General features: G+C 69.5%; 15 protein-coding genes and 1 riboswitch. Of the genes, 6 read left to right on the top strand and 9 right to left on the bottom strand.

What is annotated here, in order from left to right; genetic code table 11:
- Nucleotides 1-19 precede the first annotated feature (19 nt).
- From ACZ6AA_RS04135 to ACZ6AA_RS04150, 4 genes are all read left to right on the top strand, one after another.
- Nucleotides 20-1,000, top strand: a complete 981-nt coding sequence (locus ACZ6AA_RS04135; protein WP_385721180.1) for a tetratricopeptide repeat protein — start codon at nucleotides 20-22, stop codon at nucleotides 998-1,000.
- 106 nt (nucleotides 1,001-1,106) lie between these two features.
- Nucleotides 1,107-1,757 (top strand): peptide deformylase, encoded by a 651-nt coding sequence (def, locus tag ACZ6AA_RS04140; protein WP_468451607.1) that lies wholly within the window; start codon nucleotides 1,107-1,109, stop codon nucleotides 1,755-1,757.
- Nucleotides 1,758-2,184: 427 nt separating this feature from the next.
- Complete coding sequence (locus ACZ6AA_RS04145; protein WP_468451609.1) at nucleotides 2,185-3,300, top strand: terpene synthase family protein; 1,116 nt, start codon at nucleotides 2,185-2,187, stop codon at nucleotides 3,298-3,300.
- Nucleotides 3,297-4,676, top strand: coding sequence for a bifunctional albaflavenone monooxygenase/terpene synthase (locus ACZ6AA_RS04150; RefSeq protein ID WP_468451610.1), 1,380 nt, complete (start codon nucleotides 3,297-3,299; stop codon nucleotides 4,674-4,676). Before ACZ6AA_RS04145 ends, ACZ6AA_RS04150 begins: the two co-directional genes overlap by 4 nt.
- A gap of 31 nt (nucleotides 4,677-4,707) precedes the next feature.
- Here the strand turns inward: ACZ6AA_RS04150 and ACZ6AA_RS04155 are convergent, their stop codons facing one another.
- Nucleotides 4,708-5,679 (bottom strand): GlxA family transcriptional regulator, encoded by a 972-nt coding sequence (locus ACZ6AA_RS04155; protein WP_468480570.1) that lies wholly within the window; start codon nucleotides 5,677-5,679, stop codon nucleotides 4,708-4,710.
- Nucleotides 5,680-5,772: 93 nt separating this feature from the next.
- Here ACZ6AA_RS04155 and ACZ6AA_RS04160 point away from each other — a divergent pair, with 93 nt between their 5' ends.
- A complete protein-coding gene (locus ACZ6AA_RS04160) occupies nucleotides 5,773-6,015 on the top strand; it encodes a hypothetical protein (protein WP_468451614.1) in 243 nt (80 codons plus the stop codon).
- On the opposite strand, the gene ACZ6AA_RS04165 is transcribed toward ACZ6AA_RS04160, so the two are convergent.
- From ACZ6AA_RS04165 to ACZ6AA_RS04200, 8 genes are all read right to left on the bottom strand, one after another.
- Nucleotides 5,928-6,968, bottom strand: a complete 1,041-nt coding sequence (locus tag ACZ6AA_RS04165; RefSeq protein WP_468451616.1) for a ribonucleotide-diphosphate reductase subunit beta — start codon at nucleotides 6,966-6,968, stop codon at nucleotides 5,928-5,930. The two genes, ACZ6AA_RS04160 and ACZ6AA_RS04165, sit on opposite strands and share 88 nt — an antisense overlap.
- On the bottom strand, nucleotides 6,968-9,382 hold the full coding sequence (locus tag ACZ6AA_RS04170; RefSeq protein ID WP_468451618.1) for a ribonucleoside-diphosphate reductase subunit alpha: 2,415 nt from the start codon (nucleotides 9,380-9,382) through the stop codon (nucleotides 6,968-6,970). Before ACZ6AA_RS04170 ends, ACZ6AA_RS04165 begins: the two co-directional genes overlap by 1 nt.
- 129 nt (nucleotides 9,383-9,511) lie before the next feature.
- A riboswitch (cobalamin riboswitch) is annotated at nucleotides 9,512-9,653 on the bottom strand.
- A 188-nt stretch (nucleotides 9,654-9,841) separates the two neighbouring features.
- Nucleotides 9,842-10,549 (bottom strand): hypothetical protein, encoded by a 708-nt coding sequence (locus ACZ6AA_RS04175; RefSeq protein WP_471456147.1) that lies wholly within the window; start codon nucleotides 10,547-10,549, stop codon nucleotides 9,842-9,844.
- 106 nt (nucleotides 10,550-10,655) lie between these two features.
- The gene (mctP, locus tag ACZ6AA_RS04180; protein ID WP_468451622.1) at nucleotides 10,656-12,278 is read right to left on the bottom strand and encodes a monocarboxylate uptake permease MctP; all 1,623 of its coding nucleotides are present in this window, start codon (nucleotides 12,276-12,278) and stop codon (nucleotides 10,656-10,658) included.
- Nucleotides 12,275-12,556: a DUF3311 domain-containing protein gene (locus ACZ6AA_RS04185; protein WP_471456149.1), complete on the bottom strand. Its 282-nt coding sequence runs from the start codon at nucleotides 12,554-12,556 to the stop codon at nucleotides 12,275-12,277. The genes mctP and ACZ6AA_RS04185 overlap by 4 nt, the downstream gene beginning before the upstream one ends.
- 122 nt (nucleotides 12,557-12,678) lie before the next feature.
- Nucleotides 12,679-12,879 (bottom strand): YbdD/YjiX family protein, encoded by a 201-nt coding sequence (locus tag ACZ6AA_RS04190; protein WP_468451626.1) that lies wholly within the window; start codon nucleotides 12,877-12,879, stop codon nucleotides 12,679-12,681.
- Nucleotides 12,876-15,020: a carbon starvation CstA family protein gene (locus tag ACZ6AA_RS04195; protein WP_468451628.1), complete on the bottom strand. Its 2,145-nt coding sequence runs from the start codon at nucleotides 15,018-15,020 to the stop codon at nucleotides 12,876-12,878. The genes ACZ6AA_RS04190 and ACZ6AA_RS04195 overlap by 4 nt, the downstream gene beginning before the upstream one ends.
- A gap of 131 nt (nucleotides 15,021-15,151) precedes the next feature.
- Nucleotides 15,152-15,979 (bottom strand): GntR family transcriptional regulator, encoded by an 828-nt coding sequence (locus tag ACZ6AA_RS04200; RefSeq protein WP_471456151.1) that lies wholly within the window; start codon nucleotides 15,977-15,979, stop codon nucleotides 15,152-15,154.
- Nucleotides 15,980-16,353: 374 nt separating this feature from the next.
- On the opposite strand from ACZ6AA_RS04200, the gene ACZ6AA_RS04205 reads away from it, so the two are divergent.
- Nucleotides 16,354-17,628, top strand: coding sequence for an extracellular solute-binding protein (locus ACZ6AA_RS04205; protein WP_471456153.1), 1,275 nt, complete (start codon nucleotides 16,354-16,356; stop codon nucleotides 17,626-17,628).
- The last annotated feature ends 52 nt before the right edge of the window (nucleotides 17,629-17,680 follow it).

The following is a 17,680-nucleotide window of genomic DNA, read 5'->3' on the forward strand; positions in this document are numbered from 1 at the left end:
GAGCTGGCAGGCGGGAATCGTGAGGATCTTCGGCAAGGGACGGCACCGGCCCTCCGCCTCCTGGCGGCAGGCCACCGACCGGGCGTTCACGCTCATCGGCGACGGCCGCTACGAGGACGCGGGCGCGCTCCTGACACGCGCCGCCGATCTCGAACCCTGGCTGTCCGAGTCCTGGTTCAACCTCGCGCTCCTGCACAAGTTCCGGCACGACTGGGAGCAGGCGCGGGCCGCGGGCCTCAGGGCCGTGGCGCTGCTCGACCGCTCCGCGGGGGCCCCCGACTGGTGGAACGTGGGCATCGCGGCGACCGCGCTCCAGGACTGGCCGCTCGCGCGCCGCGCCTGGCAGGCGTACGGCCTGAAGGTGCCCGGCGGTGTCGCCGCCACCGGCGAGCCCACGGGCATGGAGCTGGGCAGCGCGGCCGTGCGGCTCTCGCCGGAGGGCGAGGCGGAGGTCGTGTGGGGCCGCAGGCTGGACCCGGCGCGGATAGAGGTGCTCTCCATCCCGCTGCCGTCCTCCGGGCGCCGCTGGGGCGAGGTCGTCCTGCACGACGGGGTGCCGCACGGCGAGCGGACCACGGCCGCCGGGCACGCGTACCCCGTCTTCGACGAGATCGAGCTGTGGGCACCCTCGCCGGTCCCCACGTGGGTGGTGCTCCTTGAGGCCGCCACCGAGGAGGACAGGGACGCCCTGGAGCGGCTCGCCGCCGACGCCGGGTTCGCCGCCGAGGACTGGTCGTCGTCCGTGCGGCTGCTGTGCCGGATGTGCTCGGAGTCGCGGATGCCGAGCGACGAGGGGGACGGGGAGCACCTCGACCCCCACGACCACAGTGAGCCCGGGCATCCGGGGCCGCTCGGGCATCGCAGCCCGGGGGCGCTGTGGGTGCCGGAGCGCGAGTGCGGCCTGGCCGCGCCGGCCGGGCTCGTGCGGGGGCTGCTCGACGGGTGGGTCGCCGACAGCCCGGACTCGCGGGACTGGCGGGACCTGGAGGAGGTCTGCTAGCCCCTGGGCGCAGCGGGCCTGTCCGGTGAGTGCGGACGCCGTACCCTGTACGGGCACCACAGGCAGCGGTTCCCAGGAAGTCCCAGGAAGAAGGCATACGGCGGACATGGCGCAGGACACTGAGCAGAGTTACACGGGTGGCGTGCTCCCGGTCGACGACGAGGGCTTCGTCATCGACACGGAGGACGCCGAGGAGCGCGAGACGGCCTACCGTGAGCGCGGCACCTCCCGGCCGATCACGGTCGTCGGCAACCCGGTCCTGCACAAGGAGTGCAAGGACGTCACCGCCTTCGACGACGATCTCGCGAAGCTGGTCGACGACATGTTCGCCAGCCAGCGCACCGCGCAGGGCGTGGGCCTGGCCGCCAACCAGATCGGCGTGGACCTGAAGGTCTTCGTCTACGACTGCATGGACGACGAGGGCGTCCGGCACGTCGGCGTCGTGTGCAACCCCGTGCTCCAGGAGCTGCCCGCCGACCAGCGCAGCCTGGACGACTCGGGCGAGGGCTGCCTGTCCGTGCCGACGGCGTACGCGCCGCTGGCCCGCCCGGACTACGCCGTCGTGACCGGCCAGGACGAGCAGGGCAACCCCGTCAAGGTGCGCGGCAACGGCTACTTCGCGCGCTGCCTGCAGCACGAGACGGATCACCTGTACGGGTATCTCTACATCGACCGTCTCTCCAAGCGGGAGCGCAAGGACGCGCTGCGGCAGATGGAAGAGGGCACACCGCGCTACCCCGTGGTGCCGAATGACTGAACTGCGCCCCAGTTGAGGCGCACGGGAAGTACGTGACAGCAGCGGCCCCTGGTCGGGAACACCCCACTGACCAGGGGCCGTTGGCGTGCCCGTGCAGAACCGGACAGGACTGGCCCACGATCGGACGCCGGTGATCCAGATTCAGTCACTTAAGGGGATGTTCTCGGCACACCGGGGTAGTGAATGGCGCAAATCTGTTCCCTGAACGGTCAGTTGTGGTGCTGAATGGAAAGCGCGGGGATACGCAACGGCGCGCGCCCGGCACGGCGGGAGGGGCGTGTGTCCTCAGGCGGTCGAGAGGGGTTTGTTCGTGCCTGCTTCCTCACACAGCACTTCGCAGTCGGACCGGACGGCACGGGAACCGACAAGGCTTCCGGCATATGCGGCGGAACGCGTACCACGGCAACGCCGCAAGCCGACTGGGCCGATGCGTCCAGTCGTTCGAACGCGGGCGGTATCGGTACCGCCCCCACTGGCCCTTCCGGTGGTGGAGTCGGAGTTTCCTCGTCATCTCCATCCGTATTGGCCAAAGCTTCAGGAGAACTCGCGGGCATGGCTCCTGGAAAAGCGGCTCATGCCCCCCGACAAGGTTGCGGCATATGCCGACGGCCTTTGCTACACCGACCTGGTCGCTGGGTACTACATCGGTGCCCCGGACGAACTGCTCGAAGCCATCGCGGACTTGAGCTCCTGGTTCTTCGGCTGGGACGACCGGCACGATCGGGATGCGGTGCACGGCAGGACGGCGCAGTGGCGGCGGCTGTGCCAGGGACTGCACGCGACACTGGAGCACCCGAGGCAGCAACTGGTCCATCCGGACCCACTGGTCGCGGGTTTCGCGGACTGTGTCCTGAGGCTCTACTCGCACCTCGGGCCACGCTGGAACGCGCGGTTCGCCCGGCACTTCCACCCGGTGATCGACGCCTACGACCACGAGTTCGGCAACCGGCGTACCGGGACCGTCCCGGCCGTCGAGGCGTACGTGGAACTGCGGCGCCTCACTTTCGCGCACTGGGTGTGGATCGATCTGCTCGAACCCACCGCGCGCTGTGAATTGCCGGACGCCGTCCGTAAACACCCGGCATATCGCGCGGCGGCGCTCGCGACCCAGGATTTCTCCGCCTGGTACAACGACCTCTGCTCGCTTCCCAAGGAGCTTGCGGGCGACGAGGTGCACAACCTCGGAATATCCCTCATGCAGCACGAGGGTCTTTCGCTCCAGGAGACGGTGGCGGAAGTGCACCGGCGCGTGAGCGATTGTGTCAGTGATTTCCTGGCGGTGGAGCCGGAACTCCTTCTGCTGGCCGATGGAATGGCGGCCGAGGGGGCGTACGGAAAACGCATCGGCGCCGCGCTCACATCCTGTGTCTTCAATATGCGGAACTGGTTCAGTTCCGTGTACTGGTTCCACCATGAATCCGGCAGGTATCGCGTCGAGAGTTGGGACGACAGGGCCCTTCCCCCGTATGTGTCCGACGCCGGAGTTCCCGAATTCCCGAGCACCGACCTGGCAGAAACCGATCCCTCTGGTGGTGAAGAATGACCGTCGAATCCACGGCCTCCGCGATACCCGCGACCACGACCACCGCGCAGCTCCGCACCCCACCGCTGGTACAGGGCGGAGCACCGGTTCTCGGCCACGCCTGGAACCTGGTGCGCGACCCGCTCGGCTTCCTCGCCGCCCTGCGTGACCATGGAGATCTCGTCCGGATCAGGCTGGGGCCGAAGACCGCGTACGCGGTGTGCGATCCCGAACTGGTCGGGCGGATGCTCAAGAGCCCGGAGTACATCGTCGGCGGACCTCTCTGGGACACCCTGGAGGTCCTGCTCGGCAAGGGCGTGGCCACCAGCAACGGCCCGCTGCACCGCCGCCAGCGGCGCATGATGCAGCCCGCGTTCCGCCCCGAGCGCATCGCCGACTACGCGCGCGTGATGGCCGAGGAGGCACAGGCGACGGCGGCCCGCTGGGACCACGGGAGCACGGTGGACGTGAGCGCGGAGATGTTCCGCACCGCCGTGCGCATCGTGTCCCGCTCGCTCCTGGAGGTCGACTCGATCGGTGAGAAGGCGGACCGCATCAGCGACTCGCTGCACACCGTCTTCGAAGGTCTCTACCGCCGCATGGTGCTCTCCGTCGGCCCGCTCTACCGCGTGCCGACCCCCGCCAACCGGCGCTTCGAGCGCGCGCTCGCGGACCTGCACGCGCTCGTCGACGAGATCATCGCCGAACGCCGCGCCCTCGGCACCGGCCAGGAACAGGACCTCCTGGCCGAATTGCTCCGCGCGCGCGACGAAACCGGGGAGCCGATCGCCGATCAGGAGATCCACGACCATGTGGTCTCACTCGTGGTCGCGGGTGCGGAGAATGTCGCGTCCACGCTGGCATGGACGTTCCATCTGCTCACCGAACACCCCGAGCAGGAAAGGCGGTTGGTTGAAGAAGTAAATTCCGTGACGTCGGGACGCCCGGTGGCCTTCGCCGATCTCATGGAGCTGCCGCACACCCGCAATGTCGTCACGGAGGCGATGCGTATACGTCCGGCCGCGTGGATTTTCACGCGCCGCTCGGTGGCCGAGACCAGTCTCGGCGGCTATCGCATTCCGGCCGACGCGGACATCGTCTACAGCGTGTACGCGATGCAGCGCGATCCGCGTTCGTTCGAGCGGCATCTGGAGTTCGACCCGGACCGCTGGAATCCGGAACGCGCCGCGAGCGTGCCGGAGTTCGCGATGATGCCGTTCAGTGTCGGCAACCGTAAGTGCCCCGGAGATCACTTCAGTCTGGCGGAGCTGACCCTGATCCTGGCCACCGTCCTGCCGAAGTGGCGCCTCACCCCGGTCGACGCGACCGACACGGCCACCAAGGTCGGCATCACGCTGCACCCGAAGAAGCTGGTCCTGCGCGCCGAACGCCGCTGACCCGGGGCCCGCGGCCGACTCGCCCCCGCCGTCAGGCGGCCGAGTCGGCCTCGGGCCCGCGGAACGTACGCCGGTAGGCGTTGGGCGTCGTGCCGAGCGCGCGGACGAACTGATGGCGCAGCGCGGCGGCGTTCCCGAAGCCGGAGCGGCCCGCGATCGCGTCCACCGTCTCGTCCGTGGCCTCCAGCAACTCCTGGGCGTGCAGAAGCCGTTGGCGCAGCAGCCAGCGGTAGGGCGTGGTGCCCGTCTCCTGCTGGAAGCGGCGCGCGAACGTACGCGGCGACATATGGGCGCGGGCGGCGAGCTGGTCGACGGTCAGCTCCCGGTCGAGATGGCGCTCCATCCAGGCGAGCACGCCGCCGACGGTGTCGCAGCGGGTGCGGGGCAGCGGCCGCTCGATGTACTGGGCCTGGCCGCCGTCGCGGTGCGGCGGGACGATCATCCGGCGCGCGATGGCGTTGGCGACCTCCGTGCCGTTCTCCCTGCGGACGAGGTGCAGGCAGGCGTCGATGCCCGCGGCGGTGCCCGCGGAGGTGATGACCGGGTCCTCGTCGACGTACAGCACGTCCGGTTCGACGATCGCGCGCGGATGGCGCCGCTTCAGCTCCTCGGCGTGCCGCCAGTGCACGGCGCACCGCCGTCCGTCGAGCAGCCCGGCGGCGGCGAGCACGAAGACACCCGTGCAGACGCTGAGCACCCGGGCGCCGCGGTCGGCGGCGCGGCGCAGGGCGTCGAGCAGGTCGGGCGGAAACTCCCTGGTCACGTAGGAGTCGCCGGCCGGGACGGTGATGAGGTCGGCCTCTTCCAGGCGGTCCAGGCCGTGCGCGGTGGTGATCGAGTACCCGGCGTGGGTGGAGAGCCGAGGGCCCTCGGCGGAGGCGACCGCGAAGTCGTACACCGGCAGTCCCTCGTCGCTGCGGTCGAGGCCGAACACCTCGCAGACGACGCCGAGTTCGAAGGGATGCACGCCGTCGAGCACGACGGCGGCCACGTTGTTCAGCATCCTGCCAGTGTGCCGCAGGGCTGGCAGGAAATCGAGGGTGTGCGGCAGTCCTGCCACTGACGACGAAGGACGGCCGGCGCGAGAGTGGAGGTCATGAACGCACATGACGCACTCAACACGCTGGCCGTCCTCGGAGTCTTCCTGCTGATGGCGCTGCCCTCGCTCATCGGCCACGCGCACGACCGGCGGATCGACCGCCAGCTGCGCGAGGCCGAGCGGGGGCAGCGGCCCTCAGCCGCGGGCCCGGCTCAGAACTCGTCGTCGAAGGAGACCGAACCCTCCACGGCGACCTGGTACGCCGACGGGCGCCGCTCGAAGAAGTTGGTCAGCTCCTGAACGCCCTGCAGCTCCATGAACGAGAACGGGTTCTCGGAGCCGTAGACCGGCGCGAAGCCGAGGCGCTGGAGGCGCTGGTCGGCGACGCACTGCAGGTACTCGCGCATCGACTCGGTGTTCATGCCGGGCAGGCCGTCACCGCACAGGTCGCGCGCGAACTGCAGCTCGGCGTCGACCGCCTCCTTCAGCATGTCCGTGACCTGCTGCTGCAGCTGGTCGTCGAACAGCTCCGGCTCCTCCTTGCGGACGGTGTCCACGACCTCGAAGGCGAAGCTCATGTGCATCGTCTCGTCGCGGAACACCCAGTTGGTGCCGGTCGCGAGGCCGTGCAGCAGACCGCGGCTGCGCAGCCAGTAGACGTACGCGAAGGCACCGTAGAAGAACAGGCCCTCGATGCAGGCCGCGAAGCAGATCAGGTTCAGCACGAACCGGCGCCGGTCGGCCTGGGACTCCAGGCGGTCCAGCTTCTCCACCGAGTCCATCCACTTGAAGCAGAACTCGGCCTTCTCCCGGATGGACGGGATGTTCTCCACGGCCGCGAAGGCGGCGGCGCGGTCGTCCGGGTCGGGGAGATAGGTGTCGAGCAGCGTCAGATAGAACTGGACGTGCACGGCCTCCTCGAACAGCTGCCGGCTCAGGTAGAGCCGCGCCTCGGGGGAGTTGATGTGCTTGTACAGCGTGAGCACGAGGTTGTTCGCCACGATCGAGTCGCCGGTCGCGAAGAACGCGACCAGACGGCCGATCAGGTGCTGCTCCTCGGGCGTGAGCTTGGCCAGGTCGGCCACGTCCGAGTGGAGGTCGACCTCCTCGACGGTCCAGGTGTTCTTGATCGCGTCGCGGTAGCGCTCGTAGAAGTCCGGGTAGCGCATGGGCCGCAGGGTCAGCTCGAAGCCCGGGTCGAGCAGGTTCTTCTCACCGGTGGTGGAGACGGTGTGGGCAGCGGACTGGGACATTACTGGCAGGCCTCGCAGGACTCGGGGTTTTCCAGGGAGCAGGCGATCGCCTCGGGGTCGGTCACCTGCTGGGGGACGGGGGCAGCGGCGGCGGCCTGGCCGGACGCCGCGCGGGCGATGCGCGTCGCCGGGCGCGAGCGCAGGTAGTACGTGGTCTTCAGGCCGCGCTGCCAGGCGTAGGCGTACATCGAGGAGAGCTTGCCGATGGTCGGCGTCTCCAGGAACAGGTTCAGGGACTGCGCCTGGTCCAGGAACGGCGTGCGGTCGGCGGCCATGTCGATGAGGCCGCGCTGCGGGATCTCCCAGGCTGTGCGGTACAGATCGCGCACGTCCTGCGGGACCCAGGTGAAGCCCTGCACCGAGCCGTTGGACTCGCGCAGCGCCTCGCGGGTCTGCGCGTCCCACACGCCGAGCCGCTTCAGCTCGGCCACCAGGTAGGAGTTGACCTGGAGGAACTCGCCGGACAGGGTCTCGCGCTTGAAGAGGTTGGAGACCTGCGGCTCGATGCACTCGTACACGCCCGCGATGGACGCGATGGTGGCGGTCGGCGCGATGGCGAGGAGCAGCGAGTTGCGCATGCCCACCTTGCCGATACGTTCCCGCAGCGCCGCCCACCGGTCGGGCCAGGTCAGCTCGACGTCGTAGTGGTCGGGGTGCAGGACGCCGCGCGCGGTGCGGGTCTTCTCCCAGGCGGGGAGGGGACCGTTGCGCTCGGCCAGGTCGGCGGAGGCCTCGTACGAGGCGAGCATGATGCGCTCGGCGATGCGGGTCGAAAGCGCCCGTGCCTCGGGCGAGTCGAACGGCAGCTTCAGCTGGAAGAAGACGTCCTGGAGGCCCATCGCGCCCAGGCCCACGGGCCGCCACTTGGCGTTGGAGCGCCCGGCCTGCTCGGTCGGGTAGAAGTTGATGTCCACGACGCGGTCGAGGAAGGTGACGGCCGTGCGCACGGTGGCGTCGAGCCGCTCCCAGTCGATGTCGCCGCTCGCGGTGTCGACGAACGCGCCCAGGTTCACCGAACCCAGGTTGCACACGGCCGTCTCGCCGTCGTCCGTGACCTCCAGGATCTCCGTGCAGAGGTTGGAGGAGTGGACGGTGTGGCCCGGCTCGGCCGTCTGGTTGGCCGTGCGGTTGGCGGTGTCCTTGAAGGTCATCCAGCCGTTGCCGGTCTGCGCGAGGGTGCGCATCATGCGGCCGTACAGCTCACGGGCGGGGATGGTCTTCTGCGCGAGACCGGCCGCCTCCGCCTTCTTGTACGCGGCGTCGAACTGCTCGCCCCACAGGTCGACGAGCTCGGGCACGTCGGCCGGGGAGAACAGCGACCACGGCTGGTCGGCGGCGACGCGGCGCATGAACTCGTCGGGGATCCAGTGCGCCAGGTTCAGGTTGTGGGTGCGCCGGGCGTCCTCGCCGGTGTTGTCCCGCAGCTCCAGGAACTCCTCGATGTCGGAGTGCCAGGTCTCCAGGTAGACCGCGGCGGCGCCCTTGCGGCGGCCGCCCTGGTTCACGGCGGCGACGGAGGCGTCGAGCGTCTTCAGGAACGGCACGATTCCGTTGGAGTGCCCGTTGGTGCCGCGGATCAGCGAGCCGCGGGAGCGGATGCGGGAGTACGAGAGCCCGATGCCGCCCGCGTGCTTGGAGAGCCGTGCGACCTGGTGGTAGCGGTCGTAGATGGAGTCCAGCTCGTCGAGCGGCGAGTCGAGGAGGTAGCAGGACGACATCTGCGGGTGCCGGGTGCCGGAGTTGAAGAGCGTCGGCGAGGACGGCAGGTAGTCGAGACGGCTCATCAGGCGGTAGAGCGCGGCGACCTCGTCAAGGGCCCGCTCGGAGGCGTCCTCGGCGAGACCGGCGGCCACGCGCAGCATGAAGTGCTGCGGGGTCTCGACGACCTTGCGGGTGATCGGGTGCCGGAGCAGATAGCGGCTGTGCAGCGTACGAAGGCCGAAGTAGCCGAAGCGGCGGTCGGCGCCGTCGGCGAGCGCGTCGGCCACGAGGCCGTCGAGGCGCTCGGCGTGCAGAGTGGCGAACTCGGCGGTGCGGTCCGCGATCAGGCCCTCGCGGTGGCCGACGGCGACAGACTGGGAGAACGACGTGACGCCCTGCGAGGCGGCTTCCTCGCGGATACCGATGGTCAGCAGCCGGGCCGCGAGCTGGGAGTACGCAGGGTCCTCGGAGATGAGCCCGGCGGCCGCCTCGGTCGCGAGCTCCCGCAGCTCCACCTCGTCGGCCTTGGCCGACCGGCCGCGCAGGGCGGCGGCGGCGACCCGGCCGGGGTCGGCGTCGGGGAGGTCGGCGGTGAGGTCGGTCAGGACGCGCAGCAGGGCGGTTCCTGGGCCGTCGGTGGTCTGCGCGGCCTGCTCGGCCTCGGCCTGCGTGCCGGCCTGCGCTGACGCGGGTTCGGCGGGCGCGATGGTCACGTGGTGCTCTCCCTCGCTCGGCTCTGGGCCCGCGGAGAGAGGCATGGCGCGGCTGCGCCCGCGCAGGGGCGACTCCGCGTCCACCAACCCATTCCTCGAGGCCCGGACGTCTCGGCACCCGGACCGGACGGTCCAGGCGCGCTGTCGGCAGGTCGTCGGACTCACCGGCGCATGTTGTGGGCGCGAGCGCACAAATGCGTACCAGTACACCGTTGCGGGACAGTTCCGGACTTGCACCGGATTCCCCTGCGGCGACAGCGAGGACGAGCATACATCTTGTGCTGGCTTTCGGTGCCACCCCTAGATGTTGTGTCGGAGGGTAGCGGCGTTGTCGCGGGACGAGGCGCCCTGAACCTCAACTCGGGGGCGGGGCGTGGCATTCCAAGGGGGCGTCCGGGTGCCGTCCGGGGCCCGCTCAGAGGTCGCTGGGGCCCCGCTCGGCCGTCACCGCGGCCGTCTTCAGCCGCCCACGCCCGGCGGGTCCTGGGGGGCGCCGTCGCCGTCGCGGGGGATGTCGCCGCGCTCCACCGGCGGGGCGGGGGATGTCTTCTTCGGCAGCACGGCGTCCAGCTCGGCGGCGTCCGCGCGGTGGGCCTTCTCGGCGGCGGCGCGCAGCGTGTCGCGGTCCACGAGGCCGGGGTCGGCGGAGACCTGGATGCGCAGGCCGTGCTCGGAGCGGGCGTACGCGTGCCAGGACTCGGCGGGGCCAGAAGAGCCCGACGACCCCGACGAGCCCGCGGAGCCGGGCGTGCGGTACCAGCCCTTCCCGTCCTTCTCGCAGCGCTCGGCCGGGGGATACACGCTCCGGCAGGTCCTGCCGTCGACGGTGCCCCGCTCGACGTCGACCTTGATCTGCGCGCCGCCCTCCTTCGCCACGTACACCGCCTGGAAGCCGTCGTCCCCGAGGACGCCCACGGACTGCTCCGCCAGCGTGAACCCGTCGGCCTCGGTCACGTACACGTGCGCCGTCCGGGTCTGGGCGGCGCGGGCGCGGGCCTCGAGGTCGGCGCGGGAGGGCTTCGGTCCGGCGCCGGAGCCCGCGTCCCCGGAGCCCGCGCTCTCGGAGGCCCTGTTCTCGGACCCGGCGGTCTCGGAGCCGCAGCCGGTGAGGGCGAGGGGCGCGAGCAGCAGCAGGGCGGCGGGGAACAGGAGGCGAGGACGCGGCATGGGCCCATTCTTTCGTACGCCGGTTCGGGGCCGGAGGCGGCACGGCGAAGGCCGCCGCGTCCCGGACGGAACGCGGCGGCCTTCAGGAAGGGCCGGGGCCCGGGCGTCAGTGCCCGGCACCCACCTTCGGCAGTTCGACCGCCACGCCCTTGTCGCCGGCGTCCGCGGTGTAGTCCTCCGGGGACGTCTCGTCGACGCCGTCGGGGGCGCCCACGGCCTTGAGGACGAAGGTGAGGACGACGGTCACGACGACGTTCAGGACGAACGCGGTCAGGCCGATGTAGCCGATCTCGCCGATGCCCGGGATCTCCTTGGACGAGCCGCCGAAGTGCTTCTGCGTCGGCGAGGCGACCCCGTACGCGGCGACCGTCCCGTAGATCATGCCGACCGCCCACCCGGCGAGCAGCGCCCACCGGTGGAACCAGCGCGTGAACAGGCCGCCGACGAGGGCGGGCATGGTCTGCAGGATCCAGATGCCGCCGAGCAGCTGGAAGTTGATGGCGACGGTCTTGTCCATGGTGAGGACGAAGGCGAGCGCGCCCACCTTCACCAGGAGCGAGACCAGCTTGGAGACCTTGGTCTCCTGCTCGGGTGTCGCGTCGGGCCTCAGGAAGTCCTTGTAGATGTTGCGGGTGAAGAGATTCGCGGCCGCGATGGACATGATGGCGGCCGGGACGAGCGCGCCGATGCCGATGGCCGCGAAGGCGACGCCCGTGAACCAGTCCGGGAACATGTCCTCGAACAGCTGCGGGATCGCCAACTGCCCGTTCTCGACCTTCACTCCGGCCGCGATGGCCATGAACCCGAGCAGGCCGAGCAGGCCGAGCATCAGTGAGTACAGCGGCAGGATGGTGGTGTTGCGGCGGATCACGTCGCGGCTGCGCGAGGACAGCGTCGCGGTGATCGAGTGCGGGTACATGAACAGCGCGAGCGCGGAGCCGAGGGCCAGGGTCGCGTACGTCCAGGTGCCCGCCTCGCCCGGCACGAGGGAGCCGACGGGTTTGCCGGTGGCCTCGTTGGTCGCGGAGAACTTCTCGTTCGCCGCGCTGAAGATGTCGTCGAACCCGCCGAGCTTGATCGGGATGTAGATGATGGCCACCACGATCACGATGTAGATCAGGGTGTCCTTCACGAACGCGATCAGCGCGGGTGCCCGAAGGCCGGACGAGTACGTGTACGCGGCGAGCACGCCGAAGGCGATGAGCAGCGGCAGGTCCTTGACGAACCAGTTGGTGTCCTCGCCGCCGCCGACGCCCATCACGTCCAGGACGGCCTGGATGCCGACCAGTTGGAGCGCGATGTAGGGCATCGTCGCGAGGATGCCGGTGACCGCCACGGCCAGCGAGAGCCCCTTGGACCCGAAGCGGCCACGGACGAAGTCCGACGTCGTCACGTACCCGTGCTTGTGCGAGACGGACCACAGGCGCGGCAGGAAGGTGAAGATCAGCGGGTAGACGAGGATGGTGTACGGCACGGCGAAGAAGCCGGCCGCGCCCGCCGCGTAGATCGCCGCCGGGACGGCCACGAAGGTGTACGCGGTGTAGAGGTCGCCGCCGAGCAGGAACCAGGTCACCCAGGTCCCGAACGACCGGCCGCCCAGGCCCCATTCGTCGAGGCTCTGCTCGTTCTCGGCCCTGCGCCAGCGGGACGCCAGGAAGCCCATGACGGTGACCGCGAGGAAGAAGAAGATGAAGACGGCGAGCGCGACGCCGTTCACGCCGTCGTTCACCGGGACGCACCTTCCTCAAGGGCCTTGCGGGCGCGCTGGTCACGCTGCCACAGCTGGTAGGCGATCATCGTGAGCGCGGTCGAGATCAGCACCCACAGCATCTGGTACCAGTAGAAGAACGGGATCCCGATGAAGGCCGGGTCGGCCTTCGCGTACGAACTCACCCAGAGCATCGCCACGAAGGGCGCGAGGAGGCAGAGGGCGATGACCACGCGGACCGGCGTGACCACCGGCTGTCTCACTTCAGGCGCAACTGGCACTTCAGGCGCATCTGACATACCGCGGCTCCGTTCCCTCACTTATCCCGTTCTTAACGTTCGGGAAATCTAAGTCAGAGATCTCGCGGTACGGAACCCCCGTCCGTATAACGGACGGGTACCGGAAGTGCCGTCGTGCCTGCTCAGCAGCAGCGGAAGCCCTGTCGGGGGTCCGACTCCTGCCGGTCCGTCCGCATCCGCTCGAACGCGCGGCGGCTCGGCACGACGGCGGCCGGATGATCTTTGCGAACGTGCGCCACGTACCGCTCGTACGCGGACTCGTCGGTCAACTCCCTTACGTACCAACGCAGTCCGCGCAGCGCGCGCAGCAGTGGTCCGCTCATGACGAGCCCGCCGTCTCCCGCTCCTCGGCCGCCGCCAGTTCCGCCTTCTCCTCCTTCGTCGCGAAAAGACCGGCGGGCGCGACCGTCTTGGACTCCACGAACGGCGCCTCGCTCAGCTTCGACGACAGCGGATCGCGGATGTGGCGGACGCAGATGCGGAGCGCGTCGGCGATGACGATCACGATGAGGAGCGCGAGCGCGGCCGAAAGGACGCCGTCCACCGTGGAGTTGGTGACGACGGTGTGCATGTCGTCCATCGACTTGGCGGGCGGCAGGACCTTGCCGTCGTCGATGGCGTCCTGGTAGATCGAGCGCTGCTTGAAGAAGCCGACGCGCGGGTCGCTGGAGAACACCTTCTGCCAGCTCGCCGTGAGCGTCACCGTGGCGTCCCAGACCAGCGGAACGCCCGTGATCCAGGCCCACTTGAGGCGTCCGGACTTCACGAGCAGGGTGGTGCAGACCGCGAGCGCGACGGCCGCGAGCAGTTGGTTGGCGATGCCGAAGATCGGGAAGAGCTGGTTGATGCCGCCGAGCGGCTCGTGCACGCCGACCCAGAGGAAGTAGCCCCACAGGCCGGTCACGGCGGCGCTGGTGAGGACGAGGCCCGGCTTCCAGCTGATGTTCCTGAAGGGCTTGTAGACGTTGCCCAGCATGTCCTGGAGCATGAAGCGGCCCACGCGCGTGCCCGCGTCCAGCGCCGTGAGGATGAACAGCGCCTCGAACATGATCGCGAAGTGATACCAGAAGGCCTTCAGCGAGCCGCCGGTGACCTTGGAGAAGATCTCCGAGACGCCGATCGCGAGGGTGGGCGCGCCGCCGGTCCGTGAGAGCAGCGAACTCTCCTCCACGTTCTTGGCGGCCTGCGCCAAGTCCTCGGGGGAGATGGTGTATCCGAAGCCCGCGACGGCCTTCGACGCCTCCTGCACGGTGTCGCCGACCACGCCCGCGGGCGCGTTCATCGCGAAGTAGAGACCCGGGTCGATGATCGACGCGGCCACCAGGGCCATGATCGCCACCGCCGACTCCATCAGCATGGAGCCGTAGCCGATCATCCGGACCTGCGTCTCCTTCTGGATCATCTTCGGCGTCGTGCCGGAGGAGATCAGGGAGTGGAAGCCGGAGAGCGCGCCGCAGGCGATGGTGATGAACACGAACGGGAAGAGCGAGCCCGCGAAGACCGGCCCGTCGCCGCGCGAGGCGAAGTCGGTGACCGGGTCCATCTTCAGCGTCGGCAGCGCGATGACGACGCCGAGCGCGAGCAGCACGATGGTGCCGATCTTCATGAACGTCGACAGATAGTCGCGCGGCGCGAGCAGCATCCACACCGGCAGGATCGAGGCGATGAAGCCGTACGCCACCAGCCAGATCACGAGCGTCGACGGCGCGAGCGTGAACGCCTCCGCCCACGAGGACTCCGCCACCCAGCGCCCCGCGATCAGCGCGAAGAGCAGCAGCGAGACCCCGATGAGCGAGACCTCGCTGACCCGGCCCGGCCGCAGGATCCGCAGGTAGAAGCCCATGAACAGGGCGATCGGGATCGTCATCGCGATGGAGAAGGTGCCCCACGGCGACTCGGCGAGCGCGTTCACGATCACCAGGGCGAGCACACCGAGCAGGATGATCATGATCGCGAAGGCGGCGAGCAGCGCCGCGGCCCCGCCGAACGGGCCGATCTCGTCCCGCGCCATCTGGCCGAGCGAGCGGCCGTCGCGGCGGGTGGAGAAGAACAGGACCACCATGTCCTGCACGGCCCCCGCGAAGATCACTCCCGCGATGATCCAGATCGTGCCCGGCAAATAGCCCATCTGGGCGGCGAGCACCGGCCCGACCAGCGGCCCGGCGCCCGCGATGGCCGCGAAGTGATGGCCGAGCAGCACCCGTCGGTCCGTCGGGTGGTAGTCGATGCCGTTGTCGAGGCGCTCGGCGGGCGTGGCCCGGCGTTTGTCGACCTTGAGCACCTTGTACGCGATGAACTTCGCGTAGAAGCGATACGCGATGGCGTACGAGCCGAGGGCGGCGGCCACCATCCAGGCGGCGGACACCTCCTCGTCCCGGGAGAGGGCGAGTACGGTCCAGCCCGACGCGCCGATCAGCGCGACGACTGTCCAGAGGGCGATGCTCTTGGGGTTCGCTGTGCGCACGGGCCGTCCTCCCGTTCACGTTCTGCGGTGACGGGAGGACGGTAGGGCAGGAACGTGATCCGCGCCATGGGGCGGACGGGACCGGGTCCGAACGGGCGTGCCGAGGGGGCGGGCGGGGCTGCCCGCGCGGGTCAGTCCTGGGGGCGTTTGAGGCGGGCCACGAACTTGTACCGGTCGCCCCGGTACACCGACCGCACCCACTCCACCGGCTGGCCCCGGCCGTCCAGGGAGTGCCGCGACAGCATCAGCATGGGCAGGCCGACGTCGGTGCCGAGCAGTCCGGCCTCGCGCGGGGTGGCCAGGGAGGTCTCGATGGTCTCCTCGGCCTCCGCGAGGTGGACGTCGTAGACCTCCGCGAGCGCGGTGTAGAGGGAGGTGTACTTCACGAGGGAGCGTCTGAGGGCCGGGAAGCGCTTGGCCGACAGGTGCGTGGTCTCGATGGCCATCGGCTCGCCGCTGGCCAGGCGCAGCCGCTCGATGCGCAGGACGCGGCCGCCGGTGGCGATGTCGAGGAGGCCGGCGAGGGTGTCGTCGGCGGTGATGTAGCCGATGTCGAGGAGCTGGGAGGTCGGCTCCAGGCCCTGGGCCCGCATGTCCTCGGTGTACGAGGTGAGTTGGAGCGCCTGCGAGACCTTCGGCTTGGCCACGAAGGTGCCCTTGCCCTGGATCCGCTCCAGACGGCCCTCGACGACCAGCTCCTGCAGGGCCTGGCGCACCGTCGTGCGCGAGGTGTCGAACTCGGCGGCGAGCGTGCGCTCGGGCGGGACCGGGGTGCCGGGCGGCAGGGTCTCGGTCATGTCGAGCAAGTGCCGCTTCAGGCGGTAGTACTTGGGCACCCGCGCCGGACGTACCGACTTGCCGGGGCCCGAGCCGTCTGCTGTCGTGGAGGCGGCCGCGCTCGTGGATCCCGTTGCGGACGTGCCCGCCCCGGCCTGGGTACTGTCCGCCTCTGTGCCCATGCTCCGCCTTCCCGGCTCCTGTGCTGCTGCTGTCACCGGCTCCTGCGCTGTCGCCACCGGGTCCTCCGTCTGTCGCGGCTCACATCGTGGCACGGTCCGGGGCGAGGGGCGCCCCCTGCTCGCGCGAAGGTCGCGCGGGGCCGCGGTCCCGGGGTCGTTCCGGGGGTGCGACACGGGCCCGTACCCACTCAGGTGTCGGTCCGATAACGGACGTGACTGCCCTTCTTATACACCCTTGACACCTATAAAGGTCTAGGCCAAGCTCCCCGTACTGGTCTACACCATTAAAGACCAGGTCCAGTCCCACGGGCAGTCTTTCGGTCCTCTTGGTCGCTGCGGGTGGGGGGTTGGCTGGCATCCAAAGGAGGATGACTGTGAAGCGCAAGCTCATAGCGGCTATCGGTGTCGCGGGCATGTTGGTCTCCATCGCGGCCTGTGGCGGCGATGACAAGGACGACAAGAAGTCCGGGGCGGACGGCTTCAAGGGCGAGACGCTGACGCTCTGGGCCATGGACGGCTCGACGCCGGACCAGTGGCAGAAGGACGTCACGGCCGCCTTCGAGAAGAAGACCGGCGCGAAGCTGAAGTTCGAGGTCCAGCAGTGGAACGGCATTCAGCAGAAGCTGACGACCGCCCTCTCCGAGGAGAACCCGCCGGACGTCTTCGAGATCGGCAACACCCAGACCGCCGCGTACGCCAAGACCGGCGGCCTCGCCGAGCTCGGTGACCTCAAGGAGTCCATCGGCGCCGACTGGACCGAGTCGATGAACAAGGCCTCGGTCATCGACGGCAAGCAGTACGCCGCCCCGTGGTTCGTCCTCAACCGCGTCGTCGTCTACAACAAGAAGGTCTGGGCCGACGCCGGCATCAAGGAGCTTCCGAAGACGCGCGCCCAGTTCCTCAAGGACCTCAAGCAGATCGGCGAGAAGACCGAGGCCGAGCCGATCTACCTGCCCGGCCAGAACTGGTACCACTTCGTCGGCCTGACCATCGGTGAGGGCGCCGAGCTGGTCAAGAAGGACGGCGACAAGTACGTCTCCAACCTCGACGACCCCAAGGTCGCCGCGGCCATGAAGACGTACAAGCAGTTCGCGGACCTCTCCAAGGCGCCGAAGAACAAGGACGAGGCCACCCCGCAGCAGGCCGAGGTCTTCGCCAAGGGCAAGACCGGCGCCTTCATCGGCATGAGCTGGGAGGCCGCGACCGCGATCAAGGCCAACAAGAAGATCGAGAAGGACATCGGCTTCTTCACGATCCCCGGCGCCACCGCCGCCAAGCCCGAGGGCGTCTTCCTCGGCGGCTCCAACCTCGCCGTCGCCGCGACCAGCAAGAAGCAGGAGCTCGCCAAGGAGTTCCTGAAGATCGCGCTGTCCGACAAGTTCGAGGGTCAGTTCGCCAAGGAAGGCGGCACGATCCCGAACAAGAAGGCCCTGGAGTCCAACCTCAAGGGCAACGCGGCCGCCGAGGCCGCCGCTCCCGCCACCGCCGGCGGCGGCACCACCCCGCTGATCCCGGAGTGGGGCGCGGTCGAGAACCCGCCGAACCCGATCAAGAACTACATGACTGCGGTGCTCAACGGTAAGTCGCCTGCCGACGCCGCCAAGCAGGTCGAGGGCGAGCTCAACAAGCGCCTGGCGCAGAAGCAGTAAGAACGCAGACCCCGCCGGGGGCGGCGGGTGAACCGACCCCGCTGCCCCCGGC

It is taken from the genome of Streptomyces sp. NPDC040610 (assembly GCF_055594065.1).